This is a genomic window from Geodermatophilus bullaregiensis, assembly GCF_016907675.1.
Classification (GTDB): Bacteria; Actinomycetota; Actinomycetes; order Mycobacteriales; family Geodermatophilaceae; genus Geodermatophilus; species Geodermatophilus bullaregiensis.
This window is the reverse complement of record NZ_JAFBCJ010000001.1, coordinates 4,448,988-4,466,182: the sequence shown is the minus strand read 5'-3', so window position 1 is coordinate 4,466,182 and position 17,195 is coordinate 4,448,988. Positions and strand designations below refer to the sequence as shown.

Annotated in this window: 18 protein-coding genes; 12 read left to right on the top strand and 6 right to left on the bottom strand. The window is 75.3% G+C overall.

Going from position 1 to position 17,195, the window contains the following annotated elements; all coding sequences use genetic code 11:
- Positions 1-44 precede the first annotated feature (44 nt).
- Both JOD57_RS21470 and JOD57_RS27105 read left to right on the top strand, forming a co-directional pair.
- A complete protein-coding gene (locus JOD57_RS21470; RefSeq protein WP_204693869.1) occupies positions 45-1,091 on the top strand; it encodes a phosphotransferase family protein in 1,047 nt (348 codons plus the stop codon).
- A gap of 70 nt (positions 1,092-1,161) precedes the next feature.
- Positions 1,162-1,698, top strand: coding sequence for a LytR C-terminal domain-containing protein (locus JOD57_RS27105; RefSeq protein ID WP_204693868.1), 537 nt, complete (start codon positions 1,162-1,164; stop codon positions 1,696-1,698).
- A gap of 59 nt (positions 1,699-1,757) precedes the next feature.
- Here the strand turns inward: JOD57_RS27105 and JOD57_RS21460 are convergent, their stop codons facing one another.
- On the bottom strand, positions 1,758-2,567 hold the full coding sequence (locus JOD57_RS21460; RefSeq protein WP_204693867.1) for an inositol monophosphatase family protein: 810 nt from the start codon (positions 2,565-2,567) through the stop codon (positions 1,758-1,760).
- 51 nt (positions 2,568-2,618) lie between these two features.
- Here JOD57_RS21460 and ppgK point away from each other — a divergent pair, with 51 nt between their 5' ends.
- The 5 genes from ppgK (at position 2,619) to JOD57_RS21435 (ending at position 9,547) form a co-directional block, all read left to right on the top strand.
- Entirely contained in the window at positions 2,619-3,371 is a 753-nt protein-coding gene (ppgK, locus tag JOD57_RS21455) for a polyphosphate--glucose phosphotransferase (RefSeq protein ID WP_307824848.1), read from the top strand.
- 361 nt (positions 3,372-3,732) lie between these two features.
- On the top strand, positions 3,733-5,091 hold the full coding sequence (locus JOD57_RS21450; RefSeq protein WP_307824847.1) for an RNA polymerase sigma factor: 1,359 nt from the start codon (positions 3,733-3,735) through the stop codon (positions 5,089-5,091).
- 477 nt (positions 5,092-5,568) lie between these two features.
- Positions 5,569-5,793, top strand: a complete 225-nt coding sequence (locus JOD57_RS21445; RefSeq protein ID WP_239568717.1) for a DUF7455 domain-containing protein — start codon at positions 5,569-5,571, stop codon at positions 5,791-5,793.
- A 143-nt stretch (positions 5,794-5,936) separates the two neighbouring features.
- Entirely contained in the window at positions 5,937-8,360 is a 2,424-nt protein-coding gene (locus JOD57_RS21440; RefSeq protein ID WP_204693866.1) for a VanW family protein, read from the top strand.
- Positions 8,361-8,440: 80 nt separating this feature from the next.
- The gene (locus tag JOD57_RS21435; RefSeq protein ID WP_307824846.1) at positions 8,441-9,547 is read left to right on the top strand and encodes a YihY/virulence factor BrkB family protein; all 1,107 of its coding nucleotides are present in this window, start codon (positions 8,441-8,443) and stop codon (positions 9,545-9,547) included.
- A gap of 80 nt (positions 9,548-9,627) precedes the next feature.
- Here JOD57_RS21435 and JOD57_RS25800 read toward each other — a convergent pair whose 3' ends face one another.
- Complete coding sequence (locus tag JOD57_RS25800; protein WP_204693865.1) at positions 9,628-9,858, bottom strand: DUF3039 domain-containing protein; 231 nt, start codon at positions 9,856-9,858, stop codon at positions 9,628-9,630.
- 107 nt (positions 9,859-9,965) lie between these two features.
- Here JOD57_RS25800 and JOD57_RS21425 point away from each other — a divergent pair, with 107 nt between their 5' ends.
- Both JOD57_RS21425 and JOD57_RS21420 read left to right on the top strand, forming a co-directional pair.
- Complete coding sequence (locus tag JOD57_RS21425) at positions 9,966-10,919, top strand: pseudouridine-5'-phosphate glycosidase (RefSeq protein WP_204693864.1); 954 nt, start codon at positions 9,966-9,968, stop codon at positions 10,917-10,919.
- Between the two features lie 11 nt (positions 10,920-10,930).
- Complete coding sequence (locus tag JOD57_RS21420) at positions 10,931-11,806, top strand: carbohydrate kinase family protein (RefSeq protein ID WP_204693863.1); 876 nt, start codon at positions 10,931-10,933, stop codon at positions 11,804-11,806.
- 9 nt (positions 11,807-11,815) lie between these two features.
- Here the strand turns inward: JOD57_RS21420 and JOD57_RS21415 are convergent, their stop codons facing one another.
- The 4 genes from JOD57_RS21415 to JOD57_RS21400 all read right to left on the bottom strand — a co-directional run bounded on the left by JOD57_RS21415 (position 11,816) and on the right by JOD57_RS21400 (position 14,636).
- Complete coding sequence (locus JOD57_RS21415) at positions 11,816-12,130, bottom strand: DUF3099 domain-containing protein (RefSeq protein ID WP_307824845.1); 315 nt, start codon at positions 12,128-12,130, stop codon at positions 11,816-11,818.
- Between the two features lie 226 nt (positions 12,131-12,356).
- On the bottom strand, positions 12,357-12,977 hold the full coding sequence (locus tag JOD57_RS21410) for an HhH-GPD-type base excision DNA repair protein (RefSeq protein ID WP_204693861.1): 621 nt from the start codon (positions 12,975-12,977) through the stop codon (positions 12,357-12,359).
- 133 nt (positions 12,978-13,110) lie between these two features.
- Positions 13,111-13,608, bottom strand: a complete 498-nt coding sequence (locus JOD57_RS21405; protein WP_204693860.1) for an SRPBCC family protein — start codon at positions 13,606-13,608, stop codon at positions 13,111-13,113.
- Complete coding sequence (locus tag JOD57_RS21400; protein WP_204693859.1) at positions 13,605-14,636, bottom strand: LLM class flavin-dependent oxidoreductase; 1,032 nt, start codon at positions 14,634-14,636, stop codon at positions 13,605-13,607. The genes JOD57_RS21405 and JOD57_RS21400 overlap by 4 nt, the downstream gene beginning before the upstream one ends.
- A 102-nt stretch (positions 14,637-14,738) precedes the next feature.
- Here JOD57_RS21400 and dtd point away from each other — a divergent pair, with 102 nt between their 5' ends.
- The 3 genes from dtd to JOD57_RS21385 all read left to right on the top strand — a co-directional run bounded on the left by dtd (position 14,739) and on the right by JOD57_RS21385 (position 17,095).
- Positions 14,739-15,170 carry a D-aminoacyl-tRNA deacylase gene (dtd, locus tag JOD57_RS21395; protein WP_204693858.1) on the top strand — a complete coding sequence of 144 codons (432 nt, stop codon included), beginning with the start codon at positions 14,739-14,741 and terminating at the stop codon, positions 15,168-15,170.
- 241 nt (positions 15,171-15,411) lie between these two features.
- Positions 15,412-16,395: an RNA polymerase sigma factor SigB gene (gene sigB / locus JOD57_RS21390; RefSeq protein ID WP_204693857.1), complete on the top strand. Its 984-nt coding sequence runs from the start codon at positions 15,412-15,414 to the stop codon at positions 16,393-16,395.
- Positions 16,396-16,543: 148 nt separating this feature from the next.
- Positions 16,544-17,095: a TIGR03086 family metal-binding protein gene (locus JOD57_RS21385; protein WP_204693856.1), complete on the top strand. Its 552-nt coding sequence runs from the start codon at positions 16,544-16,546 to the stop codon at positions 17,093-17,095.
- Positions 17,096-17,195: the final 100 nt, after the last annotated feature.

Sequence of the window (17,195 nt, the reverse complement as noted above, 5' to 3'; positions counted from 1 at the left end):
CGGGCCGGTCGGGAGGCGGAGTGCCGGAGGTTACCCTGCGGCCCGTGTCCAGTCCCGTGGGAGCTGACCCTGCCGTCGTCGGTCCGTATCTCGCCTCCGTCCTGGGGAACGAGCGCTGGCACGAGGTGACCGTCGACCTCATCGCCGCGGGCATGTCGAACCTGACGTACGTGGTGACACCGGCCGGGGGCGCGCCCGAGGACGCGGTGATCCTGCGGCGCCCGCCGACCGGCGCGGTCCTGGCCACCGCGCACGACATGGCGCGTGAGCACAGGGTCATCAGCGCGCTCGGGCCGACCGCCGTCCCGGTGCCCCGGACGCTGCACCTGTGCACCGACACCGAGGTGCTCGGGGCGCCGTTCTACGTGATGGAGCGGGTGTTCGGACTGCACGTGGTCGACCGGATCCCGGCCGGGTACGCCGACGAGCCGGCGCAGCGCCGGGCGATCGGTGAGGGGCTGGTGGACGTCCTGGCCGACCTGCACGCCGTCGACCCCGACGCGGTGGGGCTGGGCGACTTCGGCCGGCCGGAGGGCTTCATGGCGCGGCAGGTGCGCCGCTGGACCCAGCAGTGGGAGGCCACCCGCGACCGCGACCGCCCGGGTCTGGACGCCCTCGCCGCGCGCCTGGCACAGACCGTGCCGGCGACCCAGCGCACCGGGATCGTGCACGGCGACTTCCGGCTCGACAACTGCCTGCTCGACCCCGACCGTCCCGGCGGCGTCCGCGCGGTCCTCGACTGGGAGATGTCGACCCTCGGCGACCCGCTGGCCGACCTCGGCATGCTGCACGTCTACTGGCCGGAGACCGGTGAGGCGAGCGTGGCCGGCCAGAGCACGGTGACCGCGCTCGAGGGCTTCCCGACGCGGGCCGAGGTCGCGGCGCGCTACGCCGAGCGCAGCGGCGTCGACCTCGCGGACCTCAACTGGTACGTCGGGTTCGCCTACTTCAAGTTCGCCGCGATCGTCGCCGGGATCGTGGCCCGGTCGGCCGCCGGCGCGATGGCCGGGAAGGACACCGCCGGCTACGCCGACCGCATCGACCCGTGCGTCGAGCGCGGACGCGCCGCACTGGACGACGGTGTCCTCTGAGCCGGCGGGCCGCCTCTAGACTCCGCGCGACCCGCCGAGTCGTGCCGGGTCCCCGCCGAGGAGGACGACCGTGAGCACGAGCACCGACAGCCCCCCGGTGCGTCCCCGGCGGGACCGGCGCCCGGTGGGGCCGCTGGTCTTCCTGCTCGTGCTCGCCCTCGCGGCACTGGGCGTGTGGTGGAAGGTGCTCGCCGACGCCGGCGCCCGCGAGGACGCCGCCCAGGCCGCCTGCGCGACCGCCGCCGAGGCGCCGCCGTCGCTGGACCCCACGACGCTGTCGGTCCGCGTCTACAACGCCACCGACACCGCCGGGCTGGCCCAGACGGTGGCCTCGGAGCTGCAGGCCCGCGGCTTCGTCGTCGACGAGATCGCCAACGACCCCACCGACCGCGAGGTCACCGGGCCCGGCGAGGTCCGCCACGGCCCGCGCGGCAACGACGCCGCGGGCTACCTGGCGCTGTTCCTCCCCGGCGCCGGCGACCACCTCGACACCCGCGCCACCGCGCAGGTCGACCTGGTCATCGGCCCGGAGTTCGACCGGCTCGCCTCGCCCGAGGAGGTCGCGGCCACCCTCACCCCGATCGCCAGCGCCGAGGCCGCCTGCTGACGGACCACCCCTCTCCCACGCCTCGCACGCCAGGCGGAGGCCCCTGGAGGGTGGCTCGACTAGTGCAGTGAGTCGAGCAGGGCGAGGAAGGGCCCGGCGACGGTCTCCGGGACGGCGACCGCCATCGGCTCGGCGAACGGCCGGCCGGGCAGTCCGGTGACCACCAGGCCCGCCTCGGCGGCGACCAGGGCACCGGCGGCGTGGTCCCAGGGCTTGAGGTCGAGCTCGTAGTAGGCGTCCACCCGCCCGGCCGCGGCCGCGCACAGGTCCAGCGAGGCGCAGCCGTAGCGGCGGATGTCGCGCACCTCCGGGAGCAGCCGGGCGACGACGGCGCCCTGGGCGCGGCGCTGCTCGACGCGGTAGCCGAAGCCGGTGGCCACGAGGGTCTGCCCGAGTGAGTCCGGCCGGTTGGCGGACAGCCGCACCGGCTCCGGCTCGGCCGGCGTGGAGAGGAACGCGCCGCCGCCGGCGAGGGCGGTGAACAGCTCCCCGGTGGGCACGTCGAGCACCGCCCCGGCCACGGTGGCGCCGTCGACCTGGGCGGCGATGGAGACGGCGTAGCCGCGCAGCCCGTAGAGGAAGTTGACCGTCCCGTCGATCGGGTCGACCATCCAGCGCACGCCGCTGGTGCCCGCACGGTCGGCGCCCTCCTCGCCGAGCAGGCCGTCGTCGGGACGCGCCTCGAGGAGCCGGGCGGTGATCAACTGCTCGCTGGCCCGGTCGACGGCGGTGACCACGTCGGTGGGGCTGGACTTGACGTCGACGCGGGCGGCGGCCGACCCGCGCTCCCGGGCGACCAGGTCCGCCGCCTCCCGAGCGGTGGCGACGGCGAGGTCGAGCAGCTCGGCGGGCGGGGTCGCGGCACTCACCCGGGAGATCCTGCCCGAGCGGAGCCCCGCACTGCGGCGCGGGTCACTAGGGTGACCGCCGTGCAGGGCTTCGGTGTGGACATCGGTGGCAGCGGCATCAAGGGGTGCCTGGTCGACCTCGAGCAGGGCGTGCTCGAGGGCGAGCGGATGCGCGTGGAGACACCGCAGCCGTCGACCCCGGACGCCGTCTGCGCGGTCGTGGCCGGGATCGTCGACTCCTTCGGCTGGACCGGCCGGATCGGCGTCACCTACCCCGGCGTCATGAAGAAGGGCGTCGCGCACACCGCGGCCAACATGGACAAGGGCTGGATCGGCACCGACGTCGACGCCGGGATGACCGCGCTGGTCCCCGGCACCGTCGAGACGATCAACGACGCCGACGCCGCGGGCCTGGCCGAGATGCGCTACGGCGCCGGCCGCGACCAGCGGGGCGTCGTCCTGATGCTGACCTTCGGCACCGGCATCGGCAGCGCGCTGTTCGTCGACGGGCACCTGGTCCCCAACACCGAGTTCGGCCACATCCAGGTCGACGGCCACGACGGCGAGAAGAAGGCGTCGGCCGCCGCCAAGGACCGCGAGGACCTCAGCTACCCGCAGTGGGCCAAGCGGGTGGACCGCTACCTCGACGTCCTCGAGAGCGGCCTGTGGCCGGACCTGATCATCGTGGGCGGCGGGGTGAGCAAGAAGGCGCACAAGTGGGTGCCGCTGCTGACCACGCGCACGCCGGTGGTCCCTGCCCAGCTGCAGAACGACGCGGGCATCGTCGGCGCCGCCCTGACCGCCGCCGAGCGCATCGACCACTGAGGGAGGACCCCGCTGTCCCCACCGCTCGCACGCTCGCGGCGGGCCCCTGCAGAGGGGCCGCCACCCGGGGCGTGCGGCCCGGAGCGCCGGTCACCCCGTGGGGGGACGGGCCGGCCTGCGGTGGTGTGGCGCCCCGTCCGGGCGAGCAGGACCGTCCAGGACGGTGGTCACACCGCACTCCGTAGCTACAATGGTGGAGCCCCAGCCGTCGCCAGCCAGCCGGGAGTAATCCCCCGCCCGCGCCGCGGTCAAACACCGCGCCGGTCCGGCGGCCCTCCTGGCCCCACGGCCGCGATCGGGGCCGCTGCCCGGGAGTCAGACCCGCTCCCGGGGAACGCACCCAGCACGGGAAGGAACCTGAGTGCCCGCCGACAAGCCAGCACCGGACGACGCCGCCGCGAGCACCCCCCGCTCCAGGACGGTCGCCGCCGGCACCCGGGCCTCCCGGACCAACGCCCCCGTGGGGGTCGCCGACGCGTCCGCGAAGCCCGCGCGCAAGAAGGCCCCGGCGAGGGCCGCCGCGGGCGCCCGCACCAAGCCGAGCATCACCCCCTCCCCCGGGGCCGGTGAGGGCACCGTGTTGACCGCCGTCGCCTCCGAGGAGTCCACCGTCGCGGTGGTCGACGCCGGCGCCGAGGGCCTGACCCTCGACGAGACCGTCGTCGCCGGTCCCGACGGTGCCGAGGTCGCGGAGGTCCCGGCCGCGGTCGAGGAGACCACCGAGGGCGGCGACTTCGAGTGGGACGACGAGGAGGAGTCCGAGGCGCTGCGGCAGGCGCGCAAGGACGCCGAGCTCACCGCCTCGGCCGACTCCGTCCGCGCCTACCTCAAGCAGATCGGCAAGGTCGCGCTCCTCAACGCCGAGGAGGAGGTCGACCTCGCCAAGCGGATCGAGGCCGGGCTCTACGGCGCCGAGCGGCTGCGCCAGGCCGAGGAGGAGGGCATCAAGCTCTCCCCGCAGATGCGCCGGGACCTCAACTGGATCGTCCGCGACGGCGAGCGCGCCAAGAACCACCTGCTGGAGGCCAACCTCCGCCTCGTGGTCTCCCTGGCCAAGCGCTACACCGGCCGCGGCATGGCGTTCCTGGACCTGATCCAGGAGGGCAACCTCGGCCTGATCCGTGCGGTCGAGAAGTTCGACTACACCAAGGGCTACAAGTTCTCCACCTACGCCACCTGGTGGATCCGGCAGGCGATCACCCGCGCCATGGCCGACCAGGCCCGCACCATCCGCATCCCGGTGCACATGGTCGAGGTCATCAACAAGCTCGGCCGCATCCAGCGCGAGCTGCTCCAGGACCTGGGCCGCGAGCCCACCCCGGAGGAGCTGGCCAAGGAGATGGACATCACCCCGGACAAGGTGCTGGAGATCCAGCAGTACGCCCGGGAGCCGATCAGCCTCGACCAGACCATCGGCGACGAGGGTGACAGCCAGCTCGGTGACTTCATCGAGGACTCCGAGGCGGTCGTCGCCGTCGACGCGGTCAGCTTCACCCTCATGCAGGACCAGCTGACCAGCGTCCTGCAGACGCTGTCGGAGCGGGAGGCCGGCGTCGTCCGGCTGCGCTTCGGCCTCACCGACGGCCAGCCGCGGACGCTCGACGAGATCGGCCAGGTGTACGGGGTCACGCGTGAGCGGATCCGGCAGATCGAGAGCAAGACGATGTCGAAGCTGCGCCACCCCAGCCGGTCGCAGGTGCTGCGCGACTACCTCGACTGAGGAAGGACCCCGTCCCCCTCACCCCTCGCACGCCCGGGGCGAGCCTCCGGACGGGGCCGACCACGTGCGACGGCCGGCGCCCCCTCGGGGCGTCGGCCGTCGCCGTCCGCCCCGGTCCCGCCGTGTCGCCGCCGTGTGTCGTCCCGGTCGCGGGGAGGTCACGATCTCACCCCCCTGGGCGGACCGGGCGGTGTACGACGGCGACGGTCGGGTAGACGGCGTAGCGTGAGGGACGTCGAAGACAGCAGCGGACCCACAGCCGGAACCCACCCGGCGTACGGAACGAGCAGCACCACCCCGACAGACCGGCACCACCAGTGACGTCCCTGCTGAACCCACCTGTCCCAGCGGTCACCGGCTCACCAACCCCGGGCGAGTCCACCGCAGTGACCGGAGCAACGGGAACACAGGGGTCCATCCTGGCGCTGTGCAGGAGGCCGATCCGCAGCCGCGGGTCCGTGCGGTAGAGAGCGAGTGATGACCCAGATGACCCAGACGCTGACGACGACCCCCGCCGCCGACGACCTGGTCGTGCCCTTCCACTGCGACCGGTGTGGCGCACTGGCAAAGGTGCGTGTCGTGCTCGCCAGCGGCAGCGACCTCGTGTTCTGCGGGCACCACGCCCGTGAGTACGAGGGCAAGCTCCGCGACATCGCCGTCGACATCATCGAGACGGACGGCGAGCAGCGCCTCGCGCACTGAGAGAGGCGCTATCGTCGCACTCAGCGATGAAGCCCTCACCCGACGCCGCCGCCGGCACCCCCGACCCGCCTGAGGCGGACGGGGGGCCGGCGGCTCCGTCGTTCCCGGGGACCCCCGGTCGACGGCGACCGGAGGAAGACCCGATGCCGCAGTCCCCCGCCCCCCACGCCGCCGGCGAGGCGACCTCCCCGGGGGCATCCCGGGACGGCGTCTCCGCCGCCGACACGCCGTTCCTCCTCGAGGACGGCGGCCTGTCCGACGACACCCGTCCGGTCCCCCGCGACCGCGGCCCGATCGGTCCCGACGCCGTGCCTCCGCCGCCGGGGGCCGTCCCGGCCCCGGCAGCAGCGCCCGTCCCGGCAGCGGCGACCCCGACGGCGGCGACCCCGGCAGCCGAGACCCCCGCCTCCGCGGCGGCGGACGCCGACCCGCCGCCGGCCGACCCGGTCCACGACACGGTGGCGCTGACCGGCGGTCCCGTGCCCGCCCGCGACACCCGGCCGGTGGACCTCGGCGAGCCGGTGTCCGGACCCACGCCCGACCCCACGCCCGATCCTGTCGCCGACACGGCCTCGGACACCGTGGTCCTGGGCGACGCCGTGCCCGCGGCGGCCCAGGACCCCGCGGTGCAGGACCCCGCGGCGCAGAGCCCCCCGCCGCCGGCCGCCCCGGGCTCCGGAGACCCCGGCCCGGGCAGCGCCTCGGACAGTGGTCCGGGGGACGGTCCCGCCGATCCCCCCGCCGGCGCCGGCGCGCCCCGCCGTCCCTGGTGGCGCCGCCCGGCGCTGGTCGCCCCGGTGGGCCTGCTCGCCGTCCTCGGCGCCGCCTACGGCGTCGACCTCCTGGTCGCCGGCGACGACGTGCCGCGCAACACCGTGGTGGCCGGCGTCGACGTCGGTGGCCTGTCCCCCGCGTCCGCCGCGCAGCGGCTGGAGGAGCAGCTCGCCCCGCGGGTGGCCGCCGACCACGTCGTCGTCGCCGACGACGTGGAGGCCACGCTCTCCCCGGCGACCGCGGGCATCACCCTCGACGTCGAGGGCACCGTCGACGCCGCCGACGACCAGCCGCTGGCCCCCTGGACCCGGCTGGCCTCGCTGTTCGGCGAGCGCGAGGTCGCGCCGGTCATCACCGGCGAGGACACCGCGCTCACCGCGCAGGTCGACACGATCGCCACGCAGGTCGACCGCGTCCCGGTCGACGCCACGATCGCCCTCGCGGGCACCGCACCGAGCCTGGTCGAGCCCGTCGACGGCCGGACCCTGGACCGGGAGGGCGCGGCCGAGGCCATCACCGACGCGCTCGCCTCCGGCGGGGACCCGGACACCCCGATCGAGCTGCCGGTCGAGCAGGTCCCGGTCCGCGTCGGCACCGAGGAGGCGCAGCGGGTCCTCGAGGAGACCGTCACCCCCGCGCTGGCCGCGCCGGTGACGGTGACCAGCCAGGACGGTGCCACCTCCGTGGAGATCCCGGTGGAGGCCATCGCCGCGTCGCTCACGTTCACCCCGGAGGACGGCGGGGAGCTGACCGTCGGCGTCGACCCGGCCGCGCTGCAGACGGCGGTGGGCGAGGACTTCACCGCCTTCGGCACCCCGCCCCAGGACGCGCGCTTCGAGATCAGCGGCGGCACCGTCACGGTCGTCCCGTCGGTCGACGGCACCGGTGTCGACCCCGCGGCGCTGTCGACCCAGCTGCTCGAGGTGCTGCCCGACCCCGCGCCGCGCACGGTGACCGCGGCGCTCGGCGCGGTCCCGGCCGAGCTGACCACCGAGGAGGCGCAGGCGCTCGGCATCCGCGAGGAGGTCAGCTCCTTCACGACCACCACGGGCAACAACTCCAGCGGCACCAACATCCGCGTCGTGGCCGAGGAGGTCGACGGCGCGCTCGTGCTGCCGGGCGAGACCTTCAGCCTCAACACGTTCACCGGCCCGCGCGGCACCGCCCAGGGCTACGTGCCGGCCAACGTCATCAGCGGCGGGGAGCTCTCGACCGCGGTCGGCGGCGGGATCAGCCAGTTCGCCACCACGATGTTCAACGCGGTGTTCTTCGCCGGCCTCGAGGACGTCTACCACAAGCCGCACAGCTTCTACATCAGCCGCTACCCGGCCGGCCGCGAGGCGACGGTGTACGAGGGTCAGATCGACCTGCAGTGGCGCAACGACACCGAGACCGGCATCTACGTCGACACCCAGTGGACGCCGGGCGCCTCCGGCGGGTCGGTCACGGTCACCTTCTACGGCACCCGGTACTACGAGGTCGAGGCGATCGAGGGTGCGCGGCGCAACGTCCGGCAGCCCGCCGTCCAGGAGAAGGTCGACGACGGCAACTGCATCCCCCAGGGCGGCGCCCAGGGCTTCGACGTCACCGTGACCCGCGTGTTCCGCGACCTGCAGTCCGGCGCGGAGGTCCGGCGGGAGTCGTTCGACACCTCCTACGCGGCCGAGGCGGTCATCCGCTGCGTCCCGCCGGAGCAGCCGGTCGACCCCGCCGCGCCGCCGCCGGAGGGTGTCGTCCCGCCGGCCGCACCGTCGGCTCCCGGCCGGCGGCCGGAGGCGCGCCGGACCCGCTGAGCCTCGCCCACCCGGGGGACGCCGACGCGGCCACCCCGCGGAGGCGGCGGGCGCCCCGCGCGGGCGTGCACACTGGCCGGGTGAGCACCGTGCGGGCCGGCGGGCGGTCCCGCACCGACGGGACCGCCGGAGAGGGACCCCCGGCCGGTCCCCCGCCCCCGGACACACCGGCGGCGGGAGAGGACGGCGCCGCGCCGGCGTCCGGGGCGCGGCGCGCCGAGGTCGACCGGCCCGGCCGGCTCGACCACTGGCCGACCGTCGTCCGGGTACCGCTGGAGGTGCTCGGCCACACCGTGGCCAAGGCCTGGAAGGACCGCATCCTCGGGCTGTCGGGCGAGGCGGCCTTCTGGCAGATCCTCTCCGTGCCGCCCCTGCTCATCGGTCTGCTCGGCTCGCTGGGCTACCTGGGCAACTGGATCGGCGCCGCGTCGGTGCAGACCATCGAGGACACCCTGCTGCGGGCCTCGAGCGAGGTGGTGACCCCCGACGTCGTCGACGGGCTCGTCCGTCCCACCCTGGCCGACATCCTCGGCTCCGGGCGGCTCGACGTGGTCAGCCTCGGCTTCCTGCTCAGCCTGTGGGCCGGGTCGTCGGCGACGGCGACCTTCATGAACACCATCGTCATCGCCTACGACCAGCGCGACGTCCGCGGCCCGATCGCCACCCGGCTCATGGCGCTGTGGCTGTTCGTCGTAGGCCTGCTGCTGGCCGTGGTCACCCTGCCGCTGCTGGTGCTGGGACCCGGGCTGCTCGTGGCGCTGCTGCCCCAGGACTGGCAGGACACGGCGAACCTGCTGGTGAACGCGGTCTACGGGCCGCTGGTGCTCGTCGGCCTGCTGCTGGCCCTGACGAGCTTCTACCACGTGATCCTGCCCCGGCGGCTGCCGTGGCACCGGCACCTGCCGGGCACGGTGCTGGCGATCGCGTTCTTCGTGGTGGTGGCGACGGCGCTGCGGCTCTACGTCACCGACATCCTCGTCGCGGCGCTGCCCTACGGGGCGCTGGCCACCCCGATCGCGGCGCTGCTGTTCCTGTTCTTCTTCGGCATGTCGCTGCTGCTCGGCGCCGAGCTCAACGCGACGGTGCAGGAGCGCTGGCCGGCGCCGCTGCGGCGGCACACCCGCCGCGCCCAGCGCCGGCGTGCCGCCGAGCTCGACGCGGAGGCCAGGCGCCTCGGCCTCGGCTGAAGCACGCCGTCCCTCCACCCGCTCGCAGGCTCACGGCGGGACCCGGGACGGGCCCGGTGGCCTGTCCCCGGAGCCCGGTCTCAGTCCCTCTTGAGCTGCTCGTAGACCTCCTTGCAGGCCGGGCACACCGGGCTGCCGGGCTTGGGGCTCTTGGTCACCGGGAAGACCTCGCCGCACAGGGCCTCGACCAGGGTGCCCATGACGGCACTCTCGGCGATCTTGTTCTTCCGGACGTAGTGGAAGACCTCGTTGGCGTTGCCGGTGTCGGCGTCGCGGACGTCGGGCTTCTCGAGGAGGTCGGTGTCGCTCACGGGCTCTCCCGGGGTCGGTGGCGGGTCCCGGCGAGCGGCCCGGCACCGGGGAGGTGCCGGGCGGGGGCCCGCCCGGGCTCCATGATGGCAGGCCCCATGATGACGGGGTGTCCGTCGACCCCTCCCCCGCGACCGGCCGCCATGCCGCGGCGCCCCCGGTGCAGCTCTCCCCCGAGGTGGCCGACGCGCTGGCCGCCGGACGGCCCGTCGTCGCCCTCGAGAGCACGCTGCTCGCCCACGGCCTGCCCCGCCCGGACAACCGCGCGGCCGCCGACGACGTCGAGGCCGCCGTCCGCGCCGGCGGCGCCGTGCCGGCCACGATCGCGGTGCTCGACGGCGTCCCGCGGGTGGGGCTCACCCCCGCCCAGGTCGACCGGGTCTGCGCCGACCCCGGCCTGGCCAAGCTCGGCGTCCGGGACCTCCCGGTGGCCGCGGCCCTCGGCCTGTCCGGTGCCACCACCGTCTCCAGCACCGCCCTACTGGCCGCCGCGGCCGGGATCGGCGTCTTCGCCACCGGTGGGCTCGGTGGCGTGCACCGGCAGTCGGCCGACACCTTCGACGAGTCGGCCGACCTCACCGCCCTGTCGCGCACCTCGCTGGCCGTCGTCTGTGCGGGGGTGAAGTCGATCCTCGACGTCCCGGCCACCCTGGAGCGGCTGGAGAGCCTGTCGGTGACCGTCGTGGGCTACCGCACGAAGACGTTCCCCGGCTTCTACGTGGCCGACTCCGGGTCCCCCGTCGACTGGTCGGTCGACTCCCCCGAGCAGGCCGCCGCGGTCCTGGCCGCCCGCCGCGAGCTGGCGCCCGGCGCCGTCGTGGTCGCCAACCCGCTGCCGGCCGGCGAGCAGCTCGACCCGCACCTGCACGACCGGGTGATCACCGACGCGCTGGCCGCGGCCGAGGCCGCCGGGGTGCGCGGCAAGGACGTCACCCCGTTCGTGCTCGACCACCTGCACCGGGCCAGCGACGGCGCCACGCTGGCGGTCAACGTGCGGCTGGTGCTGCGCAACGCCGAGCTGGCCGGGCGGATCGCCGCCGCACTGGCGACGCAGGACCGCTGAGCGCCGGCGAGGTGCCCGCCCGGCCGGTGGTGGTCGTCGGCGACCTGGCCACCGACGTCGTCGCCGTCCTGTCCGGGGAGCCGGCGCCCGGCTCCGACCGGCCCGCCACCATCCGCAGCCGAGGCGGCGGCGCGGGGGCAAACGTGGCGGCCCACCTGGCCGCCCTGGGCGTGCCGGTGGTCCTGGCCGGCTGCGTCGGCGACGACGCTGCCGGGGCCGCGCTGCTGGCCGAGCTGGCCGCCGCCGGGGTGCGGACGGCGGTGCGCACCGTGACCGGGGCCGCCAGCGGCACCATCGTCAGCCTGGTCGAGCCGGGCGGGCAGCGCAGCATGCTCGCCGACCGCGGTGCCAACCTCGACCTGCGCGCCAACGACGTCCCAGCACCCGGACCCGGCGGGCACCTGCACCTGTCGGGCTACACCCTGCTGCACGAGCGGCCGCGCGCGGCCGGGCTGGCGGCCCTCGCGGCCGCCCGCGAGGCCGGGTGCACCGTGTCGCTGGACCCGGCCTCGACCGGGCCGCTGACCGTCTACGGCGTGGACCGGTGGCTCGCCGACACCGCCGGCGTCGACCTGCTGCTGCCCAACGCCGAGGAGGCGCGGCTGCTGTCGGGCCGCGCCGACGCGGGCGAGGCCGCGCGGGCGCTCGCCGAGCGGCACCGCGCGGTCGCGGTCACCCTCGGCGCCGAGGGCGCGCTGTGGGCGGCCGGCGCGACGCTGGTGCACCGGCCTGCGCACCCCGCCGTCGTCGTCGACACGACCGGCGCGGGGGACGCGTTCACTGCAGGACTGCTCTCGGTCTGGCTGGCCGGCGGGGCGCCGGCCGACGCCCTCGACGCCGGGCTGGCCCGGGCGGCCGCGGTGGTCGGCCGCCCGGGAGCGCGCTGAGCGGGCAGCTCAGCCGTCGATGACGGTCCCGCCGTCGATGACCCGCCGGCGGGCGGCGGGGTCCTCCAGGGTGCGGTCGGGCCGGGGCGCGACGTAGCGGTGGGCGTCGAGCTTCTTCTTCGGCGGCCGGTCGTTGGCCATGACGACGGCGATCCACGGCAGCACCGTGCCGAGCACGGCAAAGATGATCATCAACCACACGGTCTGGTAGAACACCGCGGCCAGCACCAGGCTGACGCCGCGGACGGCCATCGTGAGGACGTACCGCTTCTTCCGGGCGGCGTGCTGCTCCACCAGGCTGGGTTCGGCCTGGGTGATCAGCACCGGCTCCGCCCGGCGGGGTCGTGCGGACTGCTGGCTCGAGGCCACGGACACCCATCCCTCCGCTGGCCCGGGGCACCGACGGCACGGTGTCGTCTGTGCAGGCCGGGAGCCTGCCCCGCGGGGTCGGACCCCCGGGGATCCCCCGGTCCGCACCCCATGGTGCCACCGCGGATGAGGCCGTGCAGGCGCCCGTGCGGACTATCCGGGACCGGATCCCGCGGCGGGCTCAGCGGGGCGTCGCGGCCCTGCCGGTGGCCTTCCCGGCCGCCTCCCCGGCCGCCCTGGCGACCGCCTTCGCCTCCTGCTTGGCGGCGCGGACCTCGGCCAGCGACTCGGGGCCGGTGATGTCGGCGACCGACCGTCGCGACCCCTCCTCGCCGTAGGAGCCGGCGGCCTCGCGCCAGCCCGGCGGCGTGACGCCGTACTGCTTGCCGAGCAGCGCGACGAGGATCTTGGCCTTCTGCGCGCCGAACCCGGGCAGCTCCCCGATGCGGCGCAGCAGCGTGGCGCCGTCGGGGACGTCGTCCCAGAGCTGCTCGGCGCGGCCGTCGTAGCGCTCGAGCAGCAGCCGGCACAGCGCCTGCGCGCGGGCGGCCATCGAGCCCGGGTAGCGGTGCACCGCCGGCGGACCCTGGAACCAGGCGAGCAGCGCGTCGGGGTCGGCGTCGGCGATCGCCGCCGCGGAGAGGGAGTCCACGCCCATGCGGTCGGCCAGCAGGCGGGGCCCGGCGAAGGCCCGCTCCATCGGGAACTGCTGGTCGAACAGCATCCCGAGGACCAGCGCGAGGGGATCGCGGCCGAGCAGGTCGTCGGCGGCGGCGTCCTGGGTCAGGCGGAGGGTCGGCACCCGGGCAGTGTGCTCCACGGGGGCGCGGCGGCGACGACGCCCCGTTCCGCCGTGCGTCGCCGGCCGCCCTCCCGGCGGGGACGGGTGGCGCGGGCCGGGCCCGCACGAGGACCACCGGCCGCGACCGGGCTGGTCAGGGCGCGGACGCCTGCGCGGCCTCGGCCATCTGCCGGATGCCGTCGACGGTGTCCTGCATGTTCGCCCGGTGCTCCTCCAGTCGGCGGGCGACGATGCGCTCCTCCTTGTCCGGGCGCGCCTCGATGGCGAGGTTGAGTCCCGACCGCGCGGGGCCCATCCGCATCCACTGGCGCAGCAGGGTGCGCGGCCCGTCCGGCTCGAGGACGAACCGCCACTCGGCGGACGGGTGCCCGGGGTCGCCGACCACCCAGCCGAAGACCCGCTCGGGCTCGCGCGCGACGACGGTGCAGACGGTCTCCCACTCCCCGATCGCCGGGTGGGCGCTGCGCCCGACGAAGCGCTCCCCGTCGAGCCAGTGCGCCTCCTGCAGCTCCGCGGAGAACCGGACGGGCGTGCCGATGTCGCTCACCAGCGACCACACCGTGCCTGCCGGGGCGTCGACCAGCACCTCGACCTCGACCGTCGGACCGTCCGCGTACCGCACGACGCTCACCCCCCCTGCCCGGCCGGCTCGGCGCACAGCTCCAGGAGCGTGCCGAGCGTGCCCAGCCGCTCGTCCAGCGACCCGGTCAGCTTGGCCTGGAGGGTGGTGACGCCGGCGCCGCGGTGGAGCGCGATCCGCTCGGCCACGACCTCCCGGGGGCCGAGCAGGTTGGTCCGCCGGCCGAGGTCCACCGGCACCCGGTCGGCGGCCCGGTCCCGGTCACCGGCCAGCCACAGCTCCTGGACGGCGCGGACGTCGTCGCCGTACCCCTGCCGCTCGAAGGCGGCGTTGTAGAAGTTCTGGCTGCGGTTGCCCATCGCGCCGATCGTGAAGGCGTAGCCGCGCGCGTGCCGGCGGGCGGCCTCCTCCTCGTCGTCGGTGAACTCCACCCCCACCGGGACGACGACGTCGAGGTCGGCGACGGTCCGGCCCGCCCGGGCCGCGCCGGCGGCCAGCGGCTCGAGGAACGCGGCCGCTGTCTCGGGCATGAACGCGTTGGCCAGCCATCCGTCGGCCAGCTCACCGGTGAGGGCCAGGTTCTTCGGCCCCAGCGCGGCCAGGTAGACCGGCACCGGGACCGGCGGGGCCATCGACCTGATCGCCCGCCCGGCGCTGTCCGGCAGCGGCAGCCGGTAGACCGCGCCGTCGTGGACCAGGCGCTCCCCTGCCGCCACGGTGCGCAGCACCTCGATCGTCTCGCGGGTCATCGTCAACGGGGCGCTGAAGCGCACGCCGTGCCAGCCCTCCATGACCTGCGGGCCGCTGGTGCCGAGCCCGAGCAGGAACCGGCCGCCGGACAGCTCCTGCATCGACATGGACGACATGGCCAGCAGCGCCGGCGTCCGCGCCCCGAGCTGGGCGATGCCCGTCGCGAGCCGGATGCGGCTGGTCCGGGCCGCGAGGAAGGCCAGCGGGGTGAACGCGTCGTATCCCCACGCCTCGGCCACCCAGACCGAGTCCGCACCCAGGCGCTCCGCCTCCTCGACGAACACCACGTCGTCCGGGCCGGCACCGCTGACGGCGACCGCTACGCGCATGGCGGCAACGTAGCGAGATCCGTCCCCCCGAGGCGACGGTGGACGGGCGACCGCCGTCGGGCCGCTGCCGGGCCGCTGCCGGGCACGACGCAGGATGGGCGCGTGCGCGCGGTGGTGAGCAGGGTGGCCTCGGCGTCGGTCACCGTGGACGGCGCCGTCGTCGGCGACATCGGTCCCGGGCTGCTGGCGCTGGTGGGCGCCGGCCGGGACGACGACGCGGCCCGCGCGCGGGCGCTGGCGCGGAAGGTGCACGAGCTGCGGGTCTTCCCCACCGACGACGGCGCCCGCTCGGCCGGCGACCTCGGTCTGCCCGTCCTCGTCGTGAGCCAGTTCACGCTCTACGCCGACACGCGCAAGGGCCGCCGTCCCTCGTGGGCCGGCGCCGCGCCCGGTGAGCTGGCGGAACCGCTGGTCGAGGAGGTCGTCGCCGAGCTGCGCCGCCGGGGCGGCACGGTGGCCACCGGCGTGTTCGGGGCCCGCATGCAGGTGGCGTCTGTCAACGACGGACCGATGACCTTGCTGCTGGAGGTCTGATCCGCGGCGAGTCGGGTACGGAAGGTGACCGAACACACGGGCTGTGGGTTCCCTGAGAATCCCATCCCCGCGGAACACCGCGCCCGGTCGCGACCGTTGGACTGGGCATAACACAACGGACCACAACGGACCACAGCGCGGGGCCCCGCCGGACACCGGAGCCCCACCCCCGACGCGGGTGCAGCACCGCCATCGACGACCGGTGGTGCATCCGGATCACAGGCAAGGACGAAGACATCCCGTGACGCTCCTCCAGTCTTCCCCCAGTGACGCCCTCGAGGTCCGCTCGCCGCGCCGCGAGCCGGACACCAGTGGACTGGTGTCGACCGACCTGGTGCGCGTGTACCTCAACACCATCGGCAAGACCGCGCTGCTGACCGCCGAGCAGGAGGTCGAGCTCGCCAAGCGCATCGAGGCCGGTCTCTACGCCGAGCGGCTGCTCAGCGAGCGCCAGCTCACCCCGGCCGTGCAGCGCGACTACAAGGCCCTCGCCGCCGACGGCAAGGCCGCCAAGCGGCACCTGCTCGAGGCCAACCTGCGCCTGGTCGTCTCGGTGGCCAAGCGCTACACCGGCCACGGCATGACGTTCCTGGACCTCATCCAGGAGGGCAACGTCGGTCTCATCCGGGCCGTCGAGAAGTTCGACTACACCAAGGGCTTCAAGTTCTCGACCTACGCGACGTGGTGGATCCGCCAGGCGATCACCCGCGCGATGGCCGACTCCGGCCGCACCATCCGGCTCCCCGTGCACCTGGCCGAGCAGGTCAACAAGGTCGTGCGGACCCGCCGGCGGGTGCACCAGGAGCTCGAGCGCGAGCCCACCGCCGAGGAGCTCGGCCTCGAGCTGGACATGACGCCGGAGCGGGTGACCGAGCTGCTCGAGTACTCCCGCGACCTGGTGTCGCTCGACCAGACCGTCGGCGCCGACGAGGAGTCCCGCCTCGGTGACTTCATCGAGGACGCCGACGCCGCGGTCGCCGAGGACGCCGTCGCCTTCCAGATGATGAAGGGCGACGTCCGCACCGTCCTGGCCACGCTCGAGGACCGCGAGCGCGACGTGGTCGTGCTGCGCTTCGGCCTCGACGGCGGCCAGCCCCGGACGCTGGAGCAGATCGGCAAGCAGTTCGGCCTCTCCCGCGAGCGGGTGCGCCAGATCGAGCGCGAGACGATGGCCAAGCTGCGCGACCCGCAGCGCGCCGACGCCCTGCGCGACTACCTCGCCTGAGGGAGGCCACTCCCGCCCCTCGCACGATCGGGGCGGGAGCGGGCCGAGCCGAGAGCCGGTCACCCATCCGGGTGGCCGGCTCTCGGCGTTGACGGCCGGGCCGCGGGGGTCCACGATCGTCGTCAACCATCCGGTTGAGGAGGTCGCGGTGACGGAGACGGCGCAACGGTGGCGGCGGCTGGCCGACGACTTCGGCCGGCGGGTCGACGCCGTCCCCCCGGACCGCTGGGACGACCCCGCCCCGTGCCCCGGCTGGGTGGCCCGGGACGTGGTCCGGCACCTGGTGGAGTGGATGCCGGCGCTCTACCTGGGAGCCGTGGGTCTGCCGGTCCCCGACGGCCCCTCGGTCGACGACGACCCGGCCGGCGCCTGGCGTGCCGCCGACGCCGCGGTCTCGGCCCTGCTCGACGACCCCGCCCTGTCCTCGCGCCCCACGAGCACCCGCGCCGGGCAGATGACGCTGGAGCAGCTGGTCGCGATGACCGGGCTGATGGACCTGCTGGTGCACGCCTGGGACCTCGCCCGCGCCACCGGCCAGGACGAGACCCTGGACGCGGCCGAGGCGTCGGCCTTCCTCGCCGGGATCGAGCCGTGGGACGCCGCGCTGCGCAGCAGCGGCTACTACGGGCCCCGTGTCGCCGTCCCCGACGACGCCGACGCCCAGACGAAGCTGCTGGCCTTCACCGGCCGGCAGCCCTGACCGGCGAGACAGGCCGGGAACGGCACCGGACCGCGGTCCGGAGGTGAGCCGCCCTGCGGGGGTCGTGCCCGAGGGGGGCCCGGAGGGTTCCGCGACGGGT

Bases quoted from the DNA above. Each gene is read 5' to 3' on its own strand.
- JOD57_RS21445 (WP_239568717.1), top strand. From the start codon at position 5,569: ATGACCCAGATGACCCAGACGCTGACGACGACCCCCGCCGCCGACGAC.
- JOD57_RS21440 (WP_204693866.1), top strand. From the start codon at position 5,937: ATGCCGCAGTCCCCCGCCCCCCACGCCGCCGGCGAGGCGACCTCCCCG.
- JOD57_RS21400 (WP_204693859.1), bottom strand. From the start codon at position 14,636: ATGCGCGTAGCGGTCGCCGTCAGCGGTGCCGGCCCGGACGACGTGGTG.